The organism is bacterium (assembly GCA_028820935.1).
Lineage (GTDB): Bacteria > Actinomycetota > Acidimicrobiia > Spongiisociales > Spongiisociaceae > Spongiisocius.
In genome coordinates this window covers 20,377-41,804 of sequence record JAPPHZ010000051.1, presented here as the reverse complement: position 1 = coordinate 41,804, position 21,428 = coordinate 20,377, and the positions used below count along the sequence as shown (strand labels likewise).

Annotated in this window: 23 protein-coding genes; 10 read left to right on the top strand and 13 right to left on the bottom strand. The window is 67.5% G+C overall.

The features are described from left to right. Positions 1–12: 12 nt before the first annotated feature. Positions 13–1,032, bottom strand: a complete 1,020-nt coding sequence (locus OXM57_15095) for a proline racemase family protein (GenBank protein MDE0354005.1) — start codon at positions 1,030–1,032, stop codon at positions 13–15. An 81-nt stretch (positions 1,033–1,113) separates the two neighbouring features. Between OXM57_15095 and OXM57_15090 the strand changes: the two genes are divergently transcribed. Next, positions 1,114–2,670, top strand: a complete 1,557-nt coding sequence (locus OXM57_15090) for an aldehyde dehydrogenase family protein (protein MDE0354004.1) — start codon at positions 1,114–1,116, stop codon at positions 2,668–2,670. 81 nt (positions 2,671–2,751) lie between these two features. On the opposite strand, the gene OXM57_15085 is transcribed toward OXM57_15090, so the two are convergent. Then, the gene (locus tag OXM57_15085) at positions 2,752–3,618 is read right to left on the bottom strand and encodes an SIMPL domain-containing protein (GenBank protein ID MDE0354003.1); all 867 of its coding nucleotides are present in this window, start codon (positions 3,616–3,618) and stop codon (positions 2,752–2,754) included. A gap of 218 nt (positions 3,619–3,836) precedes the next feature. After that, positions 3,837–4,448 (bottom strand): hypothetical protein, encoded by a 612-nt coding sequence (locus tag OXM57_15080; protein ID MDE0354002.1) that lies wholly within the window; start codon positions 4,446–4,448, stop codon positions 3,837–3,839. Positions 4,449–4,533: 85 nt separating this feature from the next. Here OXM57_15080 and OXM57_15075 point away from each other — a divergent pair, with 85 nt between their 5' ends. Beyond that, a complete protein-coding gene (locus tag OXM57_15075; protein ID MDE0354001.1) occupies positions 4,534–4,713 on the top strand; it encodes a hypothetical protein in 180 nt (59 codons plus the stop codon). Positions 4,714–4,751: 38 nt separating this feature from the next. On the opposite strand, the gene OXM57_15070 is transcribed toward OXM57_15075, so the two are convergent. The 4 genes from OXM57_15070 to OXM57_15055 all read right to left on the bottom strand — a co-directional run bounded on the left by OXM57_15070 (position 4,752) and on the right by OXM57_15055 (position 7,725). Beyond that, complete coding sequence (locus OXM57_15070; GenBank protein ID MDE0354000.1) at positions 4,752–5,939, bottom strand: FAD-dependent oxidoreductase; 1,188 nt, start codon at positions 5,937–5,939, stop codon at positions 4,752–4,754. Between the two features lie 76 nt (positions 5,940–6,015). Further along, positions 6,016–7,035 carry a methyltransferase domain-containing protein gene (locus OXM57_15065; GenBank protein MDE0353999.1) on the bottom strand — a complete coding sequence of 340 codons (1,020 nt, stop codon included), beginning with the start codon at positions 7,033–7,035 and terminating at the stop codon, positions 6,016–6,018. A gap of 93 nt (positions 7,036–7,128) precedes the next feature. Continuing rightward, positions 7,129–7,305, bottom strand: a complete 177-nt coding sequence (locus OXM57_15060) for a DUF1272 domain-containing protein (GenBank protein MDE0353998.1) — start codon at positions 7,303–7,305, stop codon at positions 7,129–7,131. Positions 7,306–7,329: 24 nt separating this feature from the next. Beyond that, the gene (locus tag OXM57_15055; GenBank protein MDE0353997.1) at positions 7,330–7,725 is read right to left on the bottom strand and encodes a rhodanese-like domain-containing protein; all 396 of its coding nucleotides are present in this window, start codon (positions 7,723–7,725) and stop codon (positions 7,330–7,332) included. A 147-nt stretch (positions 7,726–7,872) separates the two neighbouring features. Between OXM57_15055 and OXM57_15050 the strand changes: the two genes are divergently transcribed. Then, positions 7,873–8,433, top strand: a complete 561-nt coding sequence (locus OXM57_15050; protein ID MDE0353996.1) for a peptidylprolyl isomerase — start codon at positions 7,873–7,875, stop codon at positions 8,431–8,433. A 68-nt stretch (positions 8,434–8,501) separates the two neighbouring features. Here OXM57_15050 and OXM57_15045 read toward each other — a convergent pair whose 3' ends face one another. The 3 genes from OXM57_15045 to OXM57_15035 form a co-directional block, all read right to left on the bottom strand. Then, entirely contained in the window at positions 8,502–10,487 is a 1,986-nt protein-coding gene (locus OXM57_15045) for an S-layer homology domain-containing protein (protein ID MDE0353995.1), read from the bottom strand. Positions 10,488–10,631: 144 nt separating this feature from the next. Continuing rightward, complete coding sequence (locus tag OXM57_15040) at positions 10,632–11,486, bottom strand: class I SAM-dependent methyltransferase (protein ID MDE0353994.1); 855 nt, start codon at positions 11,484–11,486, stop codon at positions 10,632–10,634. An 8-nt stretch (positions 11,487–11,494) separates the two neighbouring features. After that, the gene (locus OXM57_15035; GenBank protein ID MDE0353993.1) at positions 11,495–12,013 is read right to left on the bottom strand and encodes a cytochrome c; all 519 of its coding nucleotides are present in this window, start codon (positions 12,011–12,013) and stop codon (positions 11,495–11,497) included. Between the two features lie 161 nt (positions 12,014–12,174). Between OXM57_15035 and OXM57_15030 the strand changes: the two genes are divergently transcribed. Next, a complete protein-coding gene (locus tag OXM57_15030) occupies positions 12,175–13,716 on the top strand; it encodes a VWA domain-containing protein (GenBank protein ID MDE0353992.1) in 1,542 nt (513 codons plus the stop codon). Positions 13,717–13,843: 127 nt separating this feature from the next. Then, positions 13,844–14,149, top strand: a complete 306-nt coding sequence (locus tag OXM57_15025; protein MDE0353991.1) for a HigA family addiction module antitoxin — start codon at positions 13,844–13,846, stop codon at positions 14,147–14,149. 46 nt (positions 14,150–14,195) lie between these two features. Here OXM57_15025 and OXM57_15020 read toward each other — a convergent pair whose 3' ends face one another. Together OXM57_15020 and OXM57_15015 are read right to left on the bottom strand one after the other, a co-directional pair. Continuing rightward, positions 14,196–14,342 (bottom strand): hypothetical protein, encoded by a 147-nt coding sequence (locus tag OXM57_15020; protein ID MDE0353990.1) that lies wholly within the window; start codon positions 14,340–14,342, stop codon positions 14,196–14,198. 157 nt (positions 14,343–14,499) lie between these two features. Then, positions 14,500–14,718 (bottom strand): hypothetical protein, encoded by a 219-nt coding sequence (locus OXM57_15015; GenBank protein MDE0353989.1) that lies wholly within the window; start codon positions 14,716–14,718, stop codon positions 14,500–14,502. A 178-nt stretch (positions 14,719–14,896) separates the two neighbouring features. On the opposite strand from OXM57_15015, the gene OXM57_15010 reads away from it, so the two are divergent. From OXM57_15010 to OXM57_14995, 4 genes are all read left to right on the top strand, one after another. Beyond that, positions 14,897–16,636, top strand: coding sequence for a hypothetical protein (locus tag OXM57_15010; GenBank protein MDE0353988.1), 1,740 nt, complete (start codon positions 14,897–14,899; stop codon positions 16,634–16,636). 31 nt (positions 16,637–16,667) lie between these two features. Beyond that, positions 16,668–16,955 carry a DUF1330 domain-containing protein gene (locus OXM57_15005; GenBank protein ID MDE0353987.1) on the top strand — a complete coding sequence of 96 codons (288 nt, stop codon included), beginning with the start codon at positions 16,668–16,670 and terminating at the stop codon, positions 16,953–16,955. A gap of 235 nt (positions 16,956–17,190) precedes the next feature. Further along, on the top strand, positions 17,191–18,075 hold the full coding sequence (locus OXM57_15000; protein MDE0353986.1) for an SMP-30/gluconolactonase/LRE family protein: 885 nt from the start codon (positions 17,191–17,193) through the stop codon (positions 18,073–18,075). 102 nt (positions 18,076–18,177) lie between these two features. Further along, the gene (locus tag OXM57_14995) at positions 18,178–19,119 is read left to right on the top strand and encodes a hydroxyacid dehydrogenase (GenBank protein ID MDE0353985.1); all 942 of its coding nucleotides are present in this window, start codon (positions 18,178–18,180) and stop codon (positions 19,117–19,119) included. A 52-nt stretch (positions 19,120–19,171) separates the two neighbouring features. Here OXM57_14995 and OXM57_14990 read toward each other — a convergent pair whose 3' ends face one another. Further along, positions 19,172–20,116: a DNA-processing protein DprA gene (locus OXM57_14990; protein MDE0353984.1), complete on the bottom strand. Its 945-nt coding sequence runs from the start codon at positions 20,114–20,116 to the stop codon at positions 19,172–19,174. A 611-nt stretch (positions 20,117–20,727) separates the two neighbouring features. Here OXM57_14990 and OXM57_14985 point away from each other — a divergent pair. Then, positions 20,728–21,399, top strand: a complete 672-nt coding sequence (locus OXM57_14985; protein MDE0353983.1) for a nucleotidyl transferase AbiEii/AbiGii toxin family protein — start codon at positions 20,728–20,730, stop codon at positions 21,397–21,399. The last annotated feature ends 29 nt before the right edge of the window (positions 21,400–21,428 follow it).

The window sequence follows — 21,428 nt, the reverse complement described above, 5'->3', positions numbered from 1 at the left end:
GCTCCCAGGGTGTCAGCCGCCGGCGGCGGGGAGGAAGAGGCCGGCGCCTAGGGGATCTTCGCGGTCCAGGACCAGCTCGTTGAAGCCGGTCAGGTAGGCGGAACCGGTGATGGTGGGGACGATCGCCCGGCGTCCGGCGACCTCCGTCTCGGCCTGGATCGTCCCGGTGAACATAGTGTTGAGCACGCTCTCGTGGACGAAGGTGTCCCCGACCGCCATCTCTCCCCTCTCGAAGTGCCAGGCCATGCGGGCGCAGCACCCGGTCCCGCAGGGGGAGCGATCGAAGCCGAGGCCCGTCGAGGTGGCCAGGTTCTGCCCGTGCGCCCCGGCGCTCGTGGGCGGCCCGACGTAGAGCAGTTGATCGACCCTCCCGGGCATTCCGGGCGGCCGGCCGGATCGTTCGCGGAGCGTCCGGTTGAGTTCCAGCCGGATCCGATGGCTGAGCGCCACGAGACCGGGCACGGATTCCACCGCGATCGGCATGCCGGTCTGCTCCACCCGTACCAGGGCGAACCAGATCCCGCCGAACCCGATGTCCACTTCGAAGATCCGCCCGCCGACCTCCACCGCCAGCCCGGTGACCGCTACCCAGGACGGCACTCCCCGGAAGGTCACGGAGTGGACCTTGCCCCCGTCCACCCGCGCCTCGGCTCTGACCAGGCCGCTTAGGGTCTCCACCACCACCGCGGTCATCGGCTCTCGGGCCGGCATCCGATCCGTCTCAAGGAGGGTGGTGACCGTACCGATCAGGGCGTGCCCGCACATGGTGAGCGATCCGAGGGCGGAGACGATCAGGACGGAGAGATCCGCGCCGGCGTGGAGCGGCGCTAGAGGCAGGACGGCATGCCACGGCGCATGGCCCCGCGGCTCCCCGACCAGCAACCTCATCAGGTCGGCGTGGTTAGCGAGAAGGTCCGCCTCCTTCTCCGCCAGGGTGCCGCCGGCCAGTTCCGGGAAGCCTCCGACCACCACCCTGGTGGGCTCCCCGGCCGTGTGGGAGTCGACGACACGAACGCGGCGGGCGAACGTCATCCGGCGGGATCGGGATCGAGGCTTCGCATGCTAGATTTTCGGGGCTCCCCTTCCGGCTATTCGCTCAAAGGAAAATACACCATGGGAAAGATCACCTATGCCACGATGTCGGCGGACGATCCGGCGCTCCATCAAGCCTACGAGGAGGGTCTCGCCGCCGCCACCGCGCAGATCGGGCAGACGCACCCCCTCCTGATCAACGGTGAGAAGCGTTACACCGCCGAGACCTACACGGAAAGTTCCCCGATCGACTCCGATGTGGTGGTGGGTGTCTATTCCCAGGCTTCCGACGACGATGTCGACGAGGCCGTGGCGGCGGCCCGCGCCTTCCAACCCGAGTGGGAGGCAACGCCCTGGCAGGACCGGGTGGCCATCATCCGCCGGGCGGCCGACATCATGGACGAGGAGACCCCCCTCCTGGCCGGCTTCCTGAGCCTGGAGATCGGCAAGAACCGGCTCGAGGCGCTCGGGGACGTCTCGGAGGCGGTGGCCTTCGCCAACTACTACTGCGACCGCCTGGACGAAGCCGGCGGGATGGAAACGGCCATGGGCGCCTACGGGGTGGGCGACACCAACCATTCGGTCCTGCGCCCCTGGGGGGTGTGGGCGATCATCTCCCCCTTCAACTTTCCGATGGCCCTGGTGGCCAGCCCCACATCGGCGGCGTTGCTCACCGGCAACACCGTGGTCCTCAAGCCCTCCAACACCGGCGCCCTGGGATCGCTGCTGCTGGCCGACATATTCTCCCGGGCCGGACTGCCCGCCGGTGCTCTGCACGTCGTGACCGGCGGCGACGGGGCCGGCGACCGGCTCGCCCATCACGACGACGTGGACGGGGTCACCTTCACCGGCTCCTACGACGTCGGCATGTACCTGTACCGGACGGTGGCGGCCGGTCGCCCCAAGCCGGTGGTGTGCGAGATGGGTGGGAAAAACCCGGCGGTGGTCACGGCCAGCGCCGATCTCGATCTGGCCGCCGAAGGGGTGATGAGGGCCGCCTTCGGCCTGTCGGGTCAGAAGTGCTCTGCCAACTCCCGGGTCTACGTGGAAAGGCCCGCCTTCCAGGAGTTCGTCAACCTGCTCGCCGACAAGACCGGCGAGCTCCGGGTCGGCGACCCGCGCAACCGCGACACCTTCGTTGGACCCGTCATCGACCAGGAGGCGGTGGGCCGCTTCCGGTCGGCGGTGGAGGCCGTTCGTGAAGCCGGGGGCGAGATCATCTCCGGGGGCGAGGTGGTCACGGACGGTGACCTGGAGCGGGGCAACTTCGTCCAGCCCACCGTGGTGACCGCGCCGGAGGAGACCTGGATCTGGGAGAAGGAGCTGTTCGTGCCCTTCGTGGCCGTGACTCCGGTGGACTCCCTGGACGAGGGGATCGACAAGGCCAACGACACCATCTTCGGGCTCACCGCCGGGGTCTTCGCCGGCACCGACGGGGAGGTCGACCGGTTCTTCGAGCGCATCCAGGCCGGCGTGGTCTACGCCAACCGCCGGGCCGGGTCCACCACCGGGGCGTGGCCCGACATCCAGCCCTTCGGCGGCTGGAAGGGTTCCGGCACCTCGGGAGCGGGCAGCGGCGGCCCCTGGTACATGCGCTCCTACGTGCGGGAACAGGCCCGGACCATCATCCGGGAGTAGCGTTGCTAGTTGCTAGTTGCTAGTTGCTAGTTGCTAGTTGCTAGTTGCTAGTTGCTAGTTGCCGTTGAATATCGCCGACTACTAAGGCTTGGGTCGTAGCTCGAAGATCATCGAGACCCGGGACGTGACCACCTCGGCGCCCCCGAACACGGGCGTGGGCGCGGCCGCCGACTCCGCAACCACCGCATCGTCCCCTTGCATCCTCTCGACGGCTGCATAGGGATCGAATCCGGCCGGGGTGATCCTGACGATCCGCACGATCTCGTACCCCATGTGCCCTGCGATGGCCCGGGCGGTCGCCTGGGCGTCGTCGATGGCGTCCAGCAGGGCAAGGCGCTCGAACTCGGCACGGCGCGAGACGGTGAAGTCCAACCCGTCGAAGCGGACCTGGTCTCCCCCGCTGGTGATCACCATGTCGACCAGCCCGCCGGCGAACCCGGTGCCGCGGATGGCGATCGACAGCCGGTTCTCGTAGAGGAAGCCGAGCGAGACCCGGCCCTGGTCGGTCCAGTCGAACTCCTCCCGAATGCGGATGCTCACCGTCTGCAGGCCGTTCGGGGAGATACAGGTCGGAGGCGCCGTGTGATCCGCCGTCTCGGGCTCGGTCTTCGTGCAGTTCTCGGCGACCGCGTCGGCGATGGCTTGGACCGACTTGTTCCCGTCCGACACCGCGGTGATTAGCGAGTCGCGCAGCACGCTCACCGTGAACCGGCCGATGGCGCCGTCGTAGCTGACGCTACGGCTGCCGACGCCCTCCACCGCCAGCTCCGTCAGTTTCGGCTCCGCCATCTCGACCTCGCCGGGCATGGTCGATCCGTTCCCTTCCCCCTGTCCGGCTCGCGCCGACGGCAGGAGCACGGTGGCACCGACCACTGCCGCCACGATCAGCGCCACCAGCATCACCCTGAACATCCGGGGTAGGCCCGGAACCCGTATCGCTTCCCTCATCTCGATCCTCCAGATCGTTGCCGGCCGGCGCTCGACCATGTCGATGCCCGATTGCCACGTCCTCGAAACCTAGTGGTCATGGCGGGGTATCCTGGACCGGCACTCAACCCCCAGGTACCCGGAGCGGACTTGCGGCTGATCCGTTCGGTAATAGCTATGGCACTACTGGCCGGCGCGGTCATGTCCTGCGGTGGAGACGCCACCGGTCCTGCCACCACTCAAGCACCCCCCGATCCGGGCACCACCATCGACTCCAGCCCTGCTCCGGAAGAGGCGACCACCACCGTTGCGGACACGGCGGCGACCGTGGCCACTACATCCGAGGCACCCGATACAACCATCGGAACGACCGAGCCGGAACCGATATCCACCACCTCGGCGACGACAACGTCCACGACGACCGCCTCGACCTCCGAGGAAACAGTAAACACCACCGGCCCGTCCACCACCACGACCGCGCCATCCGAAACCACGACCACCGTCGCAGCCGAGACCACGACCACAACCGTCGCGGCCGAGACCACCACGACCACCACCACGGCGGCCGAGACCACGACCACAACCGTCGCGGCCGAGACCACGACCACCACCACGGCGGCCGAGACCACCACGACCACCACGGTGGTCGTCACGACTACGGCGACACCGGCCACTACCACGACGGCGCCGCCCGCCACCGCGATCTCCGATGACGTGCCCGACATCGAGATGTTCGACGCGGCCACCGGAGAGCTGATCAGCCTGCGATCGGTCGTCAAGGGTGAGAAGCCCCTGATGTTCTGGTTCTGGTCCCCCTTCTGAGAGACGTGCCGGGAGGAAGCCCCGGGCATCGAGCAGTTCGCTCGGCAGCACTCCAACCGACTCACCGTCATCGGAATCGGCGGTGTCGGCACTCTCGAGATCGCGCAGGAATTCGTGGTCGAGAAGGGGGTCACGTTCACGGCGCTCTGGAGCGAGGCACGCGACGCCTGGGAGTACTACGGGATGAACAGCACGTCCGACTTCATGCTCCTCGACAGGTTCGGCAACCGCCTGACCGAGCCCGAACCCTACGACGAGCAGCTCGTCATCCGGCTATTGGACGAACTCGCCTGAACCTGTCCGATCCCGACGGACCACTACCAACTAATGATCTAGATCTGGTCCAGGCTTCTCTTCACGAAGGTCCGGTCGAGGGCGAAGGGTGAATCCTCCAGTCGCCCGGTGATCAGGTCGGCCAGGATGCGACCCCCTGCCGGGGAGCACATGATGCCGTGGCCCGAGTAGCCGCTGTTGACCCACAGCCCGCCGATCGGCGCCTGCCCTATCAGGGGGCGGTGGTCGGGACTCATCACGTACTGCCCGGAGTGGACCATCCAGGAGAGCTCTCCCCTCCTCCAAGCCTCGCCCCAGAAGGGACTGATCCGGGCGGCGGCGTCCGGACTGGAGGGATCCAGCACCCGGAACGCCATGCCTGAGCTGGGAGGGATATCCTCCACAGGCGCCCTTCCCGGCCCCCGGGGCGCGGCGTCCAGCAGTGCGGCACCCGCCAGGGCGGGGCGCCAGTGCGTGCCGGTGTCGTCATCGATGGTCATGGGAGCATCGGGCGGGACCCGCGCCAACTCGGGCACCACCACCTTGTGGCGGCGCTTTACCTCCAGCGGTAATTCCACCCCGAGGAGGGCGGCCAGCTTGGCCGTGAAGGGCCCGGCGGCGATCACGACCTGTTCGGCCCGGATGTGACCGGTCTCCGTACCCACGTCAAGTCCTCCAGAGGGGAGTTCCCGGAGGGATACCACCCGGCACGAAAGGTGGAGAGGGGCTTCCGACGCTTGTAGCAGCCCGAGGGTCAGAGCCCTGGGGTCGGCGAAGCCGTCATCCGCCCGGTAGCGGGCGCTGACCACTTCAGGGCTCAGGTAGGGGAACCTGCGCCGGGCCTCGTCTCCGGCCAGCACCTCGATGTCGGCCTGGCCCCAGGAGTGCTGGCGAGCCACCAGCCGGCGCTGCTTCTCAGCCCTGTCCTCGGACGTGGTCGCCCAGAGGTAGCCCGGCTGCTTGACCGCGAGGGGCGCCGCGTCCTGGCCGGTGATCTCGGCGAAGTTCAGGATCAGGTCGACCGTCTCCCGCACCAGCTCGGTCTCCTCCCGGTTGTCGAACTGCAGCCGGAAGGCTCCGGTGGAGGCCGGGGTGGTGAGCGAGGCGGCAACCGGCCGGGCTTCCAGCACCACCGGCGACAGCCCGGCCCGGGCAGCCCAGAACGCCGTGGAGGCACCCACTATCCCGGCGCCGATGATCACCAACTCCGCGCCGGCCGGCAGGCCTAGTTCATCCTTGCACACCATGCCACAAAGCTAGTTGGGCAGAAGGCGAAAGGCACAGGGGTACACCCCATCATGCACCGGTTCCGGCCGCTCGGTCCTACTCCGGTTTGCGGGCGTGGATGAAGTACGCCGGGGTGAAGATGCCGAGCCGGCCCGCCTCGACCAGGGCCACCGCGCAGAGGTTGAGGGTCTCCGACACCCGAACCGATCCCTTGGGCGCGATGCGGAGGGCCTCGAGCAGCCTGAGCGTGGCCTGGGTGACCGAGCGCCCGATCCTCGAACTCCTGAAGGTCGCCAGCGAGATCCCCGAACCGGCCAGAGGCTGGTACCAGGGAACCGACGGACCGGTCGGCACCATTACATCCCTGGTCTCCAGCACCTCGAACCCCACCGCCACCAGCGCTTCGTCGACGGTTCTACGCTCGTCGAGCTCGAGTATGCCGCCGCCCAGCTCGATGTCAGCCTTGATCCTGCGGTGGAGGGGATCCTCGGGGTCGTAGCGGTCGGTCATGCACCACTCGTAGGAAGCGAAGCAGGCCCCCGGTTTCAGCAGGCGGAACGCCTCGCCGTAGATGCTCACCTTGTCCGGGGCGTGGCAGGTCGCCTCTATTGAGAAGACCGCGTCGAACGAGCCGTCGGGAGCGTCCACCTCGAGGAAGTCGCAGTGCATGAACTCGGCCAGATGGGTCAGCTCCGCCTCCTCCGCGTACTTGCGGGCGTGCTCGAGTTGGTAGGCGTTGCTGTTCACACCCACGATCCGGGCTCCGGTGAACTGGGCGATCTCCAGGAGCGGCCCGCCGACGCCGCAGCCGAGGTCGGCCACGACCATCCCGGGCCCCAGCCGGAGCTTGTGGGCCAGGTAGTGCTGGTGCCGTGCCAGCGAGGCGTTGAAGCTCTCCCCCGGGCCGCGAGGAGCGAAGTGAAAGGACCTGCCCCACCCGAACTCGAAGAAGTCCGTGACCACGTCGTAGTAGAGATCGTTGACCTCCTTGTGGTCGAGCGCCGTCCTCGCCCGGTTGCCGCGCCGAGTCGTCCGAAAGCGCTTCTCGTACTCACTGACGGTCCGGGCAATGCCGGTGGTGCTGCGCTTCAGGGCGTTAGAGAGCTTGAACGACAACGGTTCTCTCCAGGGTGGCTTACGACGGACGCCACCCCCGGCACCGTAACGAGGGGTCTGCGCCGCTGTCAACCATCGGCGCAGACCCGTTTACTAGGACGCGCGGCGAGGTCGGCGAACCAGCTCACCGCCGCAGTTCGGACAGACGTGGCTCATCTCGCCGGCACCCACGGGACATAACCTGCCCTCGTACGAGCACATGAACGCCGCTCCATCTCCTGCGAGCGGCGCTTCGCAGCGCTCGCAACGGGCGCGCATCTCGAGCGCCATCCCGGACTCCTCCGATGCCCGGCCTCAGCAGCCGCAGACGATTTCGCGGCCCGACTGGGCGTGGTCGCCCTCGGTGGGGTAGCCGTCGCGCTTCCACCAGTCGAGGCCACCTATCAACTCCTTGACCTCGAAGCCCAGCATCAGCAGCTTCAGGGCGGTCTTGGTGGAGGCGTTGCAGCCGATCCCGTCGCAGTAACAGACGTAGGTCCGGGACCGGTCCAGCGAGGCCGTCGAGTCGGCGTCGATACCCCGGTGCGGCAGGTTCAACGCGCCCGGTATGTGCTCCCGGGCGTAGGCCTCGGCGGACCGGCCGTCGACCACGACCAGGGGCTCTCCGTTGCCCAGCGCCTCGTGGACGTCCCACGAGTCCATCTCGAAGTCGAGCTTGCTCTTGTAATGGTTCAACTGGTCGGTGCTCATCGGTTCCTCGTGCTCACTGAACCAGGCACCATAAACCCCCGCTCGCACCATGCGCAACGCCATGGCCGGACGGCCGGGCCGGCGATCAGCACGGTTAGGGTTACCCGGTCCTTTCGCCCCAGCCACCAACACTCGAGGAGTCCAGCCGTGACCGACGTACCCTGCCCCGCGGCCGACGGGTCCAGTCCCGCCCGCCGCCAGTTCCCCCAGCCGCCCCCGATGTGCATCGACCCCGCCAAGAGCTACACCGCGGTGATGGACACCACGATGGGATCGATCACCATCGCTCTCGACGCCGCCGCCGCTCCGCTCACCGTCAACAACTTCGTGGTGCTGGCCCGCTACCACTACTACGAAGGCGTCATCTTCCACCGCATCATCAAGGGTTTCGTCTGCCAGGGCGGTGATCCCACCGGCTCGGGTCGGGGCGGCCCCGGCTACCGCTTCGCCGACGAACTCCCCCAGCCCGGCAGCTACGAGCTGGGTTCGCTGGCCATGGCCAACGCAGGGCCAAACACCAACGGCAGCCAGTTCTTCATCATCAGCGGCTCAGACGGCACCCGCCTGCCGGCCCACTACTCGCTGTTCGGCAAGGTGACCGACGGCCTGGACGTTGTGGACGCCATGCAGAAGGTCCCGACCGCCCGCAACGACCGCCCGCTCACCCCGGTCACCATCAACTCGGTAACCATCACAGAGTCCGACTGACCTGGGAGACCTGCCCCCCGCCTCGGCTAGAGCCGCGGCGCGGTGAGGCGGCTGGGTACTCAGGCGCCTCAGACCGGATCGTATAGGCGGTCGAGAGCCCGCACCAGCAGCGTGGCCATCTGGCCCCGGGTCACGGGGTCTTCGGGGCAGAACCGCAGCGGATCGGTGGCGCACCCCGCGGTGATGCCGGCCGCGGCCAGGGCATCGATATTGGCCTCGTGGCCGCCCCCGGTATCGGTGAAACCGGCCGACTCGGCGGGATCCAGATCGAATGCCGTCACCAGGAAGGTGGCCATCTGGGCACGGGACACAGCCTGGTCCGGGCAGAACCGCGGCGGATCGGCGCTGCATCCCTTGGTCACCTCGAGCTCGGCGAGACGCTCCACGTAGCTCGCCCACCATTCAGCGGCGTCCACATCTTCGAACCTCGTCCCGGCACCGGAAGGCTCGAAACCCGGGTCGAGGACCCGGACCATCCAGACCGCCATGGTCGAGCGCTGGAGGGGCAGCCCGGGGCAGAAGAGCCGCGCGCCGCACTCGGTGCCGTCCAGGACGCCCGCCGCCGCCAACCGGTCGATCGAAGCCTCGAAGACGCTGCCGTCATCGTCGTCGAAGCTGCCCGGCCCGGCCGGTAGCCCGGGTTCCACCGGGTCGTCGGCCGGTGGAGGGGCTACGCCGTCGATGGCCGTGATGTTGGAGGACTTCAGGCCCAGGGCGGTCCGGAACGCAGCCCCGGCTACGGTGACCGAAACAGTCTGGCCGCCGCGGACCCCGCTGAACTTGACCCGCGCCGGGGAGGACAGGGACTCCCTGTCTACCAGGACCGCCTCGGTGACGTCGTCCCAGCCCAGCCAACTCGACAGCGTGGCCACGCTCACCCGTTCCTCCCAGGAGGCGTTCGGGTTGCCTACGGCCGGGTCCACGTCCCACGGGTCCGCGACCGGTCTCAGGTAGGGCCACTCCGTTCCCGGCGTCCTGCCGTCCCATTCGGTGAAGAACCCGTACACGTTGGTGCGGGTGATCCCGCCGGATGAGGCGGAGAAGAACGTCTGCACGATCCCCGCCTTCGTGTACTTCTCCCAACCGGCGCCGAAGTAGGTGAGCACCCGGTCCCTGGTCGACTCCACGCCGTCGAGCCAGGGCTGCCCGTTCGAACGGGTCTCCTTGGCCCAGCCGATGTAGTTGATGTCCCTCCAGCTGTCGTAGAGATGGCACCAGCAGCTGTCCTTGCGGGCGGCATTGATTCCCGGATCCTCGTCGGGGTTGGCGGGGCGCGGCCCGGTCTCCCACAGGAAGAACTTGTAGGCCGCGTAGGAGCGGGAAGTGACGGCCTGGGCCTCGTTCACCCCCGGCGCCGCCCAGTGGTCCAGCACCTCGGCAACGCCGCGGAGGTAGTCCTCGAGCCCGATCGCCAGGACCACGTGGAACCCGACCTCCACCGGGTCGTCCCGTATCTTCAGCTCCCCGTGCCGGTACTCGCAGATCTCGTTGGTTCGGGAGGCGCACAGCTTGCTCCTGCTCTCACCGTGACGGAGCCGGACCCCGGCCGCGTCGGGCCACGAGATGGACGCCCGGCAGCTACCGGCCGTTCCCTGTAGCGCTCCACCGTGGAAGAAGCCGCATTGGCCGCGGGCGATGCGGCGGAACTCCCACCGCTCCCCCGCCTGGGGATGCTGTGGCTTCGGACACGGACCCGCGCCGTCGTCCGCGAGGCACAGATCCAGGGGACCTCCCACGGCGGTGAACTCCAGGAGGGTGATCTGGGATCCCAGGTTGATCCACAGCGGGTTGTCCAGCGTGTACAGCAGGTCGTTGGGCAGGGCGAGATCCCGCATCGTCGCCGGTGAGGAGCCGTGGAAGTAGTAGGCGGCGATGTCCTCACCCGGCTTGGCCGGATCGGCGAGGGCCTGCCCCAGAGCGCCCCACTGGCCCATGCCCACACCGTGGCCCCATCCCGCACCCTCGAAGTCGAACCCCGGAGTGTGGTGGGCATCGGCGGCGATAGCCGGGGTCAATCCCACCAGAACCGCTGCGAGTATCAGCCTCCGGAACACCCGCCGAGTGTAGGAGTGCTCTGTTAGCAAGAAGTTAAAGGCCCGACCCGGCAATTCGTGTCCAGGCTGGTTCCACCGGCTGGTCCCGGGCGCTCGAGGCGCGGGGCTACCCGGGCTGTGTCACCCTGTCCGGCGGCGGTTCGTTCATCGTTTCGGGTGCCACCAGAGGGTGCTGTGCCGGCCCATGCGCTTACCGACGTAGAGGCGGCCGTCCTCCTCGGTGACCTGCGGTTCCAGGAGGGGCCGCAGTTCATGGCGGCGGGAGACCGGCAGGGTCACCCTCTTCCCGTAGAAGGCGAGTATCTCGTCCCAGCTCTCGAACCACAGCGACGCCGGTCGCTCCCAGCGCTCCACCTCGGGACGGACTCCGACCTCCTCACCGATCACCTCCACCAGGTCGTCGACCGATGGGCCGCCCGGACGGTCGACGCCGTGGACGGCCCGGAACAGCGGCGCGATGGTCACCCGGGGATGCCGTTCGGTCATCTCGATCACCACTCCCCGGCGGGCAGCGCCGTCGAGAGCCGCCACGAACGGACCGATGTCGGCCACGTCGTAGACGACATTGGCCGACACCACGACGTCGGCCTGCGGCACCCGTCCCGCCATTTCCGGCCAGCGTCCCCGCACCAGCCGGGCGGGAACACCGAGCCGGGCCGCCTCCTCCTCGAAACCGTCTGCCATCCCGGCGTCGGGCTCCACCGCGGTGAGGTCATGACCTAGGACCGCCAGGGGCAGCGAGGCCCGCCCCCTGCCGGCACCCACATCGAGCACCGAACCGTGCTCCCCGGCAAGGCGTCTCGTCACCTCGAACGTGACCGGAGGGGGCGCAGAGCGCGCCTCCGCCGACATGCGCTCCCAAACCCACGGCACCCAGCCATAGGGTGACTCGTCAGCCGCATCGAGCAGCCTCTGTGGAATCACCCAGGCCTCCAGCTCGGCCCGCCACCGATCCGCCGCCCTCAACTCACCACCACCTGTCCGGACCGCGCTGGGCACCGGACGTCTCAACCATCGCAGGCCGCCAGACCGGCCGGCTCGATGAAGATGCCGTTGGCGTACTGCAGCTCCCGCACGTAGCAGATGACCTTGTTCAGGTCCTCCGGTGACAGGCCCGGCACCGGCTCCATGTCCCCGAAGTTCCAGTGGTGCTGGGGCGATCCCGTTTCGACGGCACGGACGAAGCTGAAGTCGGCGTGGTGGCCCGGCTCGTAGATCTTGTGGACCAGCGGCGGGCCCTGCGACGATCCACCGGCGGTGGGGCCGTGACACTCCGAACAGTTGGCGGTGAACAGTTCGGCGCCCTCTCGAGCCACGTGCGAGAGGTCGGGCACCTCGACCGACACCGTCTGGGCGCCGGAGGCATCATCAGCCGAGTATTCGTCTTCCTCGCCCCCTGAACAAGCCGCCAGAGACACCACGACCAGGACGGCCACCGGGACCGAGCGGTGTCCCGGGCGCAGCCTGCCACCGACCATCCTTCGGATGCCCGCGCCTCGCCCGACCGACCGGGTGTTCAGGGTCATCGCGTTCCCACTTTCGTTCACACGGCTCCCAGTTCCTTCCTGACGATACATAGAGGATCCGGGCCAGGCGTCCATGGTTGGGAAAGGGGGGAGCGTCGGGAATCCGCAGCAATCCGGCCGGGCCGGGAACCTTGGAGCCGGCCGGCGTCGTCACAAGGAACATGAAGACCACACCTGCCCCCACCCGAACCCTGATAGCGCTGCTGGCGGTCGTCACCCTCCTGGCGGGCGCCTGCAGCTCCGAAAGCTCCGAGAGCGTAGACACGTCCGTCGCAACCACCGTCGTCCCGGTGGAGACAAAGGCGGCGCCGGCCGTCGATCCCGGGCCCGAGCCCTCCGGCGAGGGCACAACCCCATCCGATAACGGAGGGACCGCTCCGACTACCGACGACGGATGGATCGAGGGGGAGCCCGACTGGGACGGAGACGCCGCCGCCGCATCCGTCGAGCTCGAGGCGATGGCGGAAGCCGCGATGGAGGAAGTCGCCATGGCGGCCGACGCCGCCGAGAGGGCCGTCGAGGAAGCTGCCTCCCCCGAACCCACTGCCGCCCCCGCTACCACGGCAGCCGGTGCCACCACGATCGCGACCGAGGGCGACGTCGTCGTCCCCGAGACGGAAGCCGTCGCCCACGAGTCGGAGCTGCGGCAGGCCAGGCTCACGGGCGGGTCGATCGACGACAACAAACGCTTCGAGGACTACCTGGCCTACCGCGCCGACTTCTTCGGCCTCGGCATCCGGGTGCGGGACATCGACCCCAGCGGACGCATCGTGGTGACGGTGACACGCGAGGGCGGCCTCCCGGCGGCCGGCGCCGAGGTCCTGGTGACCGCAGGCCAGCGAGGGGTGGGCCTGAGGACCACCGCCGACGGCACGGTCCGCTTCCACCCGCAGGCCTACGAGTTGGGCGACGGACCGTTCACGGTGTCCGCCGGCGGCGCCAGCGCCCAGGCCGCCCGAGGCGAGAGCGTCGCCCTCGAGACTTCGCTGCCGACCATGGCCGGCGAGACCGTCGCCCTCGACGTCCTGTTCCTGCTCGACTCCACCGGCTCGATGGACGATGAGATCCACCAGCTCAAGATCACCATCGACGAGGTGGCAATGCGCATCCACCGGCTCCCCGGCGACGTGGACGTGCACCTGGGCATGACCCTGTACCGCGACGAGGGCGACGTGTTCCTGACGCGGACGTTCGACCTCACGCCGGACGCAGAGGCCTTCGCCCAGGCCCTCTCGGAGGTGGTGGCGAACGACGGCGGCGACTATCCGGAAGCCCTCGATGAGGCGCTCGCCGACGCTCTGTCCAAGCCGTCGTGGCGGTCTCCCTCCGAGACGGTGCAGCTGATCTTCCTGGTGGCCGACGCTCCCCCTCAGGTGCTGCGGCAGGTCCCGGTGCCCTACACCGACTCGATGCGCGACGCCGCCCGGCGGGGTATCAAGATCTTCCCGGTGTCCTCGTCCGGCACCGACGACCAGGCCGAGTTCGTGTTCCGCCAGCTCGCCCAGTTCACCGGCGCCCGCTACGTGTTCCTCACCTACGGCGCCGAGGGCCGCGCCACCGGCGGCGCCAGCGACATCGACCAGCGCGACTACGAGGAACTGTCCCTGGACGACCTGATAGTGCGCCTAGTCGCCGAGGAGCTGGCAGACCTGCACGGCCCCACGGACGCCGAGCCGTCAGAGACTCCCGAAAACGACCAGTAAGGCAACTGAAGCCACCCGCCGGGCAACCCGGCGGTCCTGCGGCCCTTCCGAGAGGTCGGGCGGCCGTAGAGGGTGACGAGCACCGTATTCTGGTGCAAGGCATCCGCAGACGTCGAGGGCAAGAACCATGGTATCGGAGTATCCCACCCATCCCGGGGTCAGCATCCGGGAGGGATGTCTGGAGGGGGAAATGACCGTGACGGAAGCGGCAAAGATGCTCGGTGTAGCCCGACACACCCTGTCGCGTATCCTCAACGGCCACGCCGGGATCTCCCCGGAAATGGCAATACGGCTCGAGAAGATCGGCTGGTCCAACGCCGAGTTCTGGATGCGCCGCCAGGCTGCGTACGACCTTGCGCAAGCCCGGCTACGCGATGCCGAGATCGTCGTAGGACCTGTCGAACCTCCGGTACCCGCACTCACCAACCCATAGGCCTCGGCCGGGCAGATGGCGGCATCCGGGCCGCCCCGTAGCTGGTTCAGAGTCCGATCAGGTCGGCGACGAGTTCTCGAATCTGTTGCAGCGCGACGGGTCCGATGTTCGTGCCCGTGGCGTCGACAATCCGGTCAACGCTGATGGTGGTCGGTAGGTTGCGCTTGGGCGACACCGAAACCGGCGATGTCAACCTCGCTCAGCCATCCTCGCCTCTTGGTCGTGCAGGGTACGACCACGATCGCGTGTCGCCGGAACTCGAGCACGTCATCGGAAGTGACCACAACGGCCGGGCGGACGAAGCCCGGCTCGCCTCGTGACGGCGTCCCAAGAATCGCAGCGGGACTACGTCACCCTCTCGCATCGGCGACATCGCTCGCAGACGCATCGAGCACGGCCTCATCGTCAGCATCGAGTGGGGCGCTGGCGAGTTGAGCACCGATGATGCGGCGACGCTCTCGTCGCACCAGCTTCGCGATCTGGGCATCGAAGGTGAGCCCCTCACGACGAGCGAGTTCACGGAGAGCATCCCGAGTCCGGACCGAGACCTTGATGGTCGTTTCAGGCATACCTAAACGTATACCATCCGATGGCCGGGACAAGGACAGCCCGATTCTCGGGTCAAAGCCCTACGACACCGAGGGGATCGATCGCTCAGCCAACAACGCGGCTATTACTCTTGAAGGCCGTGGTCTACCAGCGGATCCCGGAGCACCGCCACCATACGCCGGTCGCAGCCGGCCGTTGATGCGCGTCAACGAATACATCCGGTACGAGCCCGACGAACGCTGCTCTGCCCGCCTGACGCTGGGCGTGGCGGTGCAGGGGACCATGATCAGCCTGTCGATCACCGTCATCGTGGTGACGATCTTCGTCCTCGGGGCAGGCGAGGACAGGGCCTATCTCTCCTGGGCGGTGTTCGCTGCCCTGATGATCACCGGACTCGGCACCCTGTTGGTGGCCAGCCGCCTGGGAAAGCTCGGAGCGGGGCACATTCTGATGATGGCATCGGGCGGCCAGTTCATAGGTGTCTGCGTGGTGGCGATGACCGAAGCCGGTCCGGCCACGCTGGCGATGCTGCTGGTCGTCTCGTCCGTGCTCCAGTTCCTGGTGGCCACATGGCTCCCGAAGATGCGCCGGATCATCACACCCGTCGTAGCCGGGACCGCGCACATGCTGATAGCGACGACAGTGATACCGGTAGCCATCGCCAGGTTGGTGGACACACCTGCCGGAACGTCGCCATCCCAGGGCTTGGCGGCCTCCGGGGCGGCGGCCCTCGCCTTCCTGTTCCTCGTTTTGCGAGGCACGAGCATCTGGCGCCTGTGGGCGATACCCATAGGGATCGGCGCCGGCTCGCTGGTCGCCGCGGCGGTGGGGCTGTACGACCTGGGGCCGGTCATGGACACGCCCTGGTTCGATCTGCCGGAAGCGGCCGCATGGCCGGGATTGGACCTGACGCCGGGTCCGGAGTTCTGGGGACTGCTGCCGATGTTCTTGATCGTGAGCCTGGTCGTGGCCGTCAAGTCGAGCAGCGACGGCGCCGTGATCCAGCAGGTCTCACGCCGCCGTCCGCGCGCCACGGACTTCCGCACGGTGCAGGGCACTCTCAATGTCAGCGGAGTGACGATGCTGCTGTCGGGGATGGCCGGGACGGTTCCTCCCATCATGGTCTCGGCAAGCTCCATCTCGTTGATCAACCTCACCGGGGTCGCCTCCCGCCGGGTCGGGCAGGTAATCGGGGGTCTGCTGATCCTGCTGGCGCTGTTCCCCAAGGGCCTCGCCATCCTGCTCGCCACACCGACTTCGGTGATGGGGGCGGTCCTGTTGATGATCATGGGAGTGCTCCTGGTGGAGGGTATGCGGACCATCGTCAAGGACGGTCTCGACCATCGGAAGGGAATGGTGGCGGGAGCATCCCTCGCATTAGGCATCGGCCTGGAGAGCAACAACGTCCTGGAAGATCTCCTGGTCGGAACGTGGGGTGTGGTGTTCGGCAGCGGCTTGGTCGTCGGCGTCCTGGCTGTGGTGGTGCTGACATCCCTGATGGAACTGTCCAGCCCGCGCCGCAAGCGGCTGGAGGTGGGACTCGACATGTCCGACCTTCCCAGGATCAACACGTTCCTCACCAAGCTTGCCGCCCGTGCCGGCTGGAGTGCAGCTTCGACAGAACGCCTGACCGCCGCCGGAGAGGAGACCCTCTCGACCATGTTGCAGCTACGTGAGGACTACGCGGATCAGGCCACGCCGCGCCTGATACTCACGGCCCAGGGCAGTGCTCGGGCAATCGATCTGGAGTTCATGGCTATCTTCGGTGAGGGAAACATCGAGGACCACCTGGCGTACCTGGTTGAACACACCGACACTCCGGACGAGCGTGACATGTCGTTCCGCCTGCTGCGCCACTACGCATCCTCGGTCCGGCACAGCAAGTACTACGGCATAGACATCGTCTCGGTACAGGTGGAGTCCCTACCCGAGTCCTGACAACACCCGACACGAAAGGAGAGGACGAACGATGCGAGGATACGCGATCGTCAACACTGAAATAACCGACCCGGAGGGGTACGCCGAGTTCATAGAGCGCATACCGGACGTCATAGCGACATACGGCGGGAGGTACGTGGTCCGGGGTGGAAGGACCGAGTACCGGTACGGTGACTGGCAGCCGGGCCGCGTGGTGGTGATCGAGTTCGGCAGCTTCGAGCAGGCGCGCACTTTCGCGGACTCCCCCGAGTTCACGGAACTCCGGGAGATCATCGATCGAACCTCGACGGGGCGCATGATCCTGGCAGAAGGCGTCTAACCTCTCTCGCCCTGCCGGAGAAACTGCGCACCGGTCCGGCGAGGCCGCTCGGCGGGATCGGCGGTGACATGTCCCCGAGAGGCCATCTCCCCTGGACGGTTCCGGTGGCACTGATCGAACAGACGAAGGGATTGACCATGAAGAACACGTGCGGTAGGTCCCCCACGGTCTGCGGGCCTGGCTGCCCGGCCGTCCCGGCTGGTCCCTCGCCTCTCTCCGGCTCCGGAGTGCTCTCGTGGTAGAGGTTGATGTAGCCCTCCGGGCGGGCGCGCAGCTCGGTGAGTGCCCGCTCTGGAGTCCCGAGGAGGGAGTGCTCTACTGGGAGGACATCGACGCTCGGTTGGTGCACCGTTACGACCCCGCAACCGGTGAGGACCTGACCCGTGAGCTGCCGGGACGGCCCGGCTCGATGGTTCTCACGTCGGAGCCCGGACGCCTCCTGATAGCGGCGGAGACCGAGCTGGTCTGGTTCGACTGGGCGACCGGGGACACCACTCCCTGGGTGACGCTGGAACCCCCGGGAACCGGAAACCGGATGAACGACGGCCGTACCGACCCGGTGGGCCGCTACTGGGTGGGTTCGATGTACGAGTTCGCTGCCGCCGAGCGCTATACCGGCCGCCTGTACCGCGTCGAGGGCGACGGGTCGTTCACCGTCACCCGAGCCGGGGTGGGAGTACCCAACGCGCTGGCTTTCGACACCGTACGGGACCGGATGTACTGGGCCGACTCCCTGAGCCGTACCGTGCTGTGCTACGACTACGACCTCGAGACGGGAGAGGCCAGGAACGGGAGGGTCTTCGTCGAGTTCGGCGACATCCCGGGACGGCCGGACGGGGCATGCATCGACGTCGAGGGCTGCTACTGGGTCGCGGCGGTCCGCGGATCGGCCGTGCTGCGGTTCACGCCGGACGGCGCTCTCGACCTCAGTATCGACCTGCCCGTGGCCAAACCCTCCATGGTTGCATTCGGCGGATCCGATCTGGGCACGCTGTTCGTGACCTCGATCGGCGGCGGGGGCAGCCATCGGCGGAAAGCCGCCGAACCGCGAGCCGGTGACCTGTTCGCCATCGAACCCGGCGTCGCCGGCCTACCCGACGCCCCGTTCGCCGGCACCTGAGGTCCTGGTACCCGCAGGGCGTCTCGATGCTCCAGTGCTAGCATCCTCCGACCCGCCCAGGAGAGATCCCGCATAGCGCGTATCTGGTTCGAACGTCGGATCATGCCCCTCCTGCGGCCCTACGTTCCGTCGTCCGTCGAGGTGCTGGGGCCCGGCCGCCCGGAGGACACCCACGCCGGCATAGAAACGGCCCAGGGGGCCATCGTCGCCAGGTCCCGGTTCGACGAACGCGTCTTCGACCGGGCGCCGGATCTGGTGGCCATCTGCCGGACCGGGATCGGCTGTGACAGCATCGACCTGGAGGTCGCCACCCGCCGCGGAGTCGCCGTCTGCAACGCTCCGGACGGACCGACAATATCCACCGCCGAGCACACGGTCGCCCTGATGCTGGCAGTCTCCAAGAGCCTGTTGCGAGCCGGGAACCAACTCCGCAACGCGTGCGGCGACGGTGACCACTACGCGTCCCACCTAGGGATCGAGCTGCGCGACAAGACGCTCGGCCTGGTCGGATTCGGAAGGATCGCCCGCCAGGTCGCCGCCATCGGAACCGGCCTGAGCATGCACGTACAGGCGTACGACCCCTACATCGCCGAAGGCGCCTTCCCCTCGACGGTGGTCCGGGCAGGGACCCTGGAGGAGCTGCTGATAGCAAGCGACGTGGTGTCGGTCCACGTGCCCATGACCCCCACCAATGCGCGGATGTTCGACGCCCAGGCGTTCGCCACGATGAAGCCGGGCGCGGTGTTCGTCAACGCGGCGCGCGGCGGCCTCGTCGACCACGATGCCCTGCTGGAGGCGCTGGACAGCGGCCACCTCTTCGGGGCAGGCCTCGACGTGACCGATCCCGAGCCGCTCGACACCTCCCACCCGCTACTGCACCGACCCAACGTGACCGTGACCCCCCATGTCGCCGCCGGCACCGACGAAGCCCGAGTGCGAATGTTCCAGCCCGCCGTCGAGCAGGCGATCATGGTCATCGAGGGACGCAGACCTCCCCACATCGTCAACCCCGAAGCCTGGAAGGGCGTGATCGCCCGCCTGTAGACAACTCCAGCACCCGGCGCACGATCGACGGACGCGCATGGTACGGACCAGGTCAGAAGAGCGCGGCCTGTTTCGCAGGCGAGGTCTGTTCAAGGTCGGATCGGGCGTCACTCAGGATCTGGTCGAGATCCGATGTATCGGTCAGGGGTAAGGCGCCTCTCCGCTCGAGCGGCTCATTGCCGGGGCCCTCTCCGCCACCCCTCCACACGGCCACCCGGCAGTAGTCGCCTCTGATGGCCTCCGTAGCGCCCGACCAGGTTCCGCCCGAGCCGTTGTCAGCGGCGACCGCCACCGTCACGTCCGACAACGCGTATATGAGCTTGTTGCGGCCCATCGCCTTGCCCACCGTGAAGGGGGAGTCCGGAGCGTATGGAGAGCACATCGCCGTCCGCCCCTCGTGGACCGCCCGCCGCACATCGGGAGACCTCAGCGTCCGGACGAGCGAGTGGGCCGGGACTCCGACCACGGTTCCTCCGGCCTGGAATGCCGCGCTCATCGCCAGTTGGTCGACTCCCCGTGCCGCGCCCGAGATGAGAGGAAGCCCAAGCGAGGCGGCCTGCCGTCCCAGCGCCTTGGCGACTTCGGCGCCCTCCCTGCTCACGTTGCGGCTTCCGACGACACCGACACCCGGCTGATCGAGGAGCTCGAGGGCGCCGGCGGCATGGAGGATCGCTGGCCTCTTCGATCCGAGCCTCGCATGCAAGCGCTCCGGATAGCCCTCGTCGAACGGCGTCAAAGTGGACATTCCGGACTGGTCGAGCCGGTCCAACTCGAACGCCATCGCGACACCCCGCGAAAGGAGTCTCACCACCCGGGCCGCCACTTCCGCCCCCAACCCGGAGCCGATCAGATCGTCCTCGGACCTTCCGGGTAGACCACCCGGATCCCCAACCTGATCGACCAGGCGCCAGAACTGCGAAGCATTGAGAGGCGCCACGCCGTCACGCGCCATCCTGCTCACCAGGAGGATGGTCGCCAGCGAGTCGTCGTTCCGCATCAAACCGACCTCCCGCGGCCCCGTCTTCCTCAGTGCTGTTGAGGGTCGCAGCCCGAGTCGGACACCCGCGGTCCCCTCAATCTGCCCACGCACACCTCGCGCATCTCCTCAGGAAACGTAACTACGTGTTGTGACACGAGCAACGCCATATCGCTCAAGCGGCTCGATGTCGGCCCGCGGCACCATCTGACCAGGCCGGGCGTGGGACTTGGTGAGCGGCCGTATGGACAGAGGTCGGGTGGCCGGTCTGCTGTACCGGTACCATACGTGCGGTGATGAGTTCCTCTAGTTCAGCCCGTCCAACTGCCTGGTACCGGCCCGTAGCCGTACCCGACGATGTTGACGCCCCTTGGGTGGTCAAGGCGAGCGGGCGGATCGAGTTGCCGCGCCATGTTCGCTGGAGCGGAGATCGGGTGTACGACCTCGACGATGTAGCGGACCGCATTTCCGTGTACAAGCAGGTGCTGTCCCATGGCGTCGCCGAGGATGTCCGCCGGTTCATCCGGGTTGAGGAACTCGCTCGTTTGTGGCGCCAGATGATCTTGCCCTCGTATGTGAGAGACGTGTGGGGGCCATGGTTACACCAGCGCGGTCTCCTATAGAGCAACGGCATGCTGTCCCCCTTGCAGCGTCGCCTGCGGCAGATCATCGACACCATCCCCGAAGCGGCCGATGTGGCATTGGCCGGAGGGGGTGCTCTGATCGTCCGCGGTGTTGTAGCGCGCGCGACCGCGGACCTGGACTACTTCGCGACATCCTTGAGAGATGTCGATCGGCTTCTCCCAGCCCTCGAAGCCCGCCTCGAACAAGAAGGCCTCCGCACGGGACGGGTCCAGGACCACCCGGGCTTCGCCAGGCTCAGCGTTTCCGATGGGCAAGACACCGCACGCATTGATCTGGCTTGGGACGTCCGGCTGTGGCCGCCGGACATGATCGAAGGGAGTGTTCTCCTCTCCGAGCGGGAGTTGGGAGCTGACAAGCTCCTAGCACTCGCCGATCGAGGCGAGGCCCGCGACTACATCGACGTCGCAGCGCTAGCGGATCGGGTCGGGTTTGCTCGCCTGTACGAATTGGCTCAACGGAAACACCCGAAGCTGCATCCCGGACAGTTGCTACGCTCGCTGGCTGTATTCGAGGCACTGCCGAGGGGAGACTTCGATCTGAGCGATCGCGAGTGGCAGCAGCTACGAACACAGATCAACAGCTGGCGTAACGAGCTGGAGCATCTCAGCGCTAGAGACAGTCGGCCCGACCCGACAAGGTTTCCCGAACTCGGCTGGTGAATACGGCCGTGCGGGGACGATCGCACGAT

What these genes read in the sequence shown, in the direction of transcription:
- OXM57_14985 (MDE0353983.1), top strand. Translation starts at nt 20,728, where the DNA reads ATGCTGTCCCCCTTGCAGCGTCGCCTGCGGCAGATCATCGACACCATC.
- OXM57_15005 (MDE0353987.1), top strand. Translation starts at nt 16,668, where the DNA reads ATGCGAGGATACGCGATCGTCAACACTGAAATAACCGACCCGGAGGGG.
- OXM57_15055 (MDE0353997.1), bottom strand. Translation starts at nt 7,725, where the DNA reads ATGAGCACCGACCAGTTGAACCATTACAAGAGCAAGCTCGACTTCGAG.
- OXM57_15085 (MDE0354003.1), bottom strand. Translation starts at nt 3,618, where the DNA reads ATGAGGGAAGCGATACGGGTTCCGGGCCTACCCCGGATGTTCAGGGTG.
- OXM57_15030 (MDE0353992.1), top strand. Translation starts at nt 12,175, where the DNA reads ATGAAGACCACACCTGCCCCCACCCGAACCCTGATAGCGCTGCTGGCG.
- OXM57_15025 (MDE0353991.1), top strand. Translation starts at nt 13,844, where the DNA reads ATGGTATCGGAGTATCCCACCCATCCCGGGGTCAGCATCCGGGAGGGA.
- OXM57_14990 (MDE0353984.1), bottom strand. Translation starts at nt 20,116, where the DNA reads ATGCGGAACGACGACTCGCTGGCGACCATCCTCCTGGTGAGCAGGATG.
- OXM57_15035 (MDE0353993.1), bottom strand. Translation starts at nt 12,013, where the DNA reads ATGACCCTGAACACCCGGTCGGTCGGGCGAGGCGCGGGCATCCGAAGG.
- OXM57_15015 (MDE0353989.1), bottom strand. Translation starts at nt 14,718, where the DNA reads ATGCCTGAAACGACCATCAAGGTCTCGGTCCGGACTCGGGATGCTCTC.
- OXM57_15010 (MDE0353988.1), top strand. Translation starts at nt 14,897, where the DNA reads ATGCGCGTCAACGAATACATCCGGTACGAGCCCGACGAACGCTGCTCT.
- OXM57_15060 (MDE0353998.1), bottom strand. Translation starts at nt 7,305, where the DNA reads ATGGCGCTCGAGATGCGCGCCCGTTGCGAGCGCTGCGAAGCGCCGCTC.
- OXM57_15070 (MDE0354000.1), bottom strand. Translation starts at nt 5,939, where the DNA reads ATGGTGTGCAAGGATGAACTAGGCCTGCCGGCCGGCGCGGAGTTGGTG.
- OXM57_14995 (MDE0353985.1), top strand. Translation starts at nt 18,178, where the DNA reads ATGCCCCTCCTGCGGCCCTACGTTCCGTCGTCCGTCGAGGTGCTGGGG.
- OXM57_15095 (MDE0354005.1), bottom strand. Translation starts at nt 1,032, where the DNA reads ATGACGTTCGCCCGCCGCGTTCGTGTCGTCGACTCCCACACGGCCGGG.
- OXM57_15090 (MDE0354004.1), top strand. Translation starts at nt 1,114, where the DNA reads ATGGGAAAGATCACCTATGCCACGATGTCGGCGGACGATCCGGCGCTC.
- OXM57_15080 (MDE0354002.1), bottom strand. Translation starts at nt 4,448, where the DNA reads ATGCCCGGGGCTTCCTCCCGGCACGTCTCTCAGAAGGGGGACCAGAAC.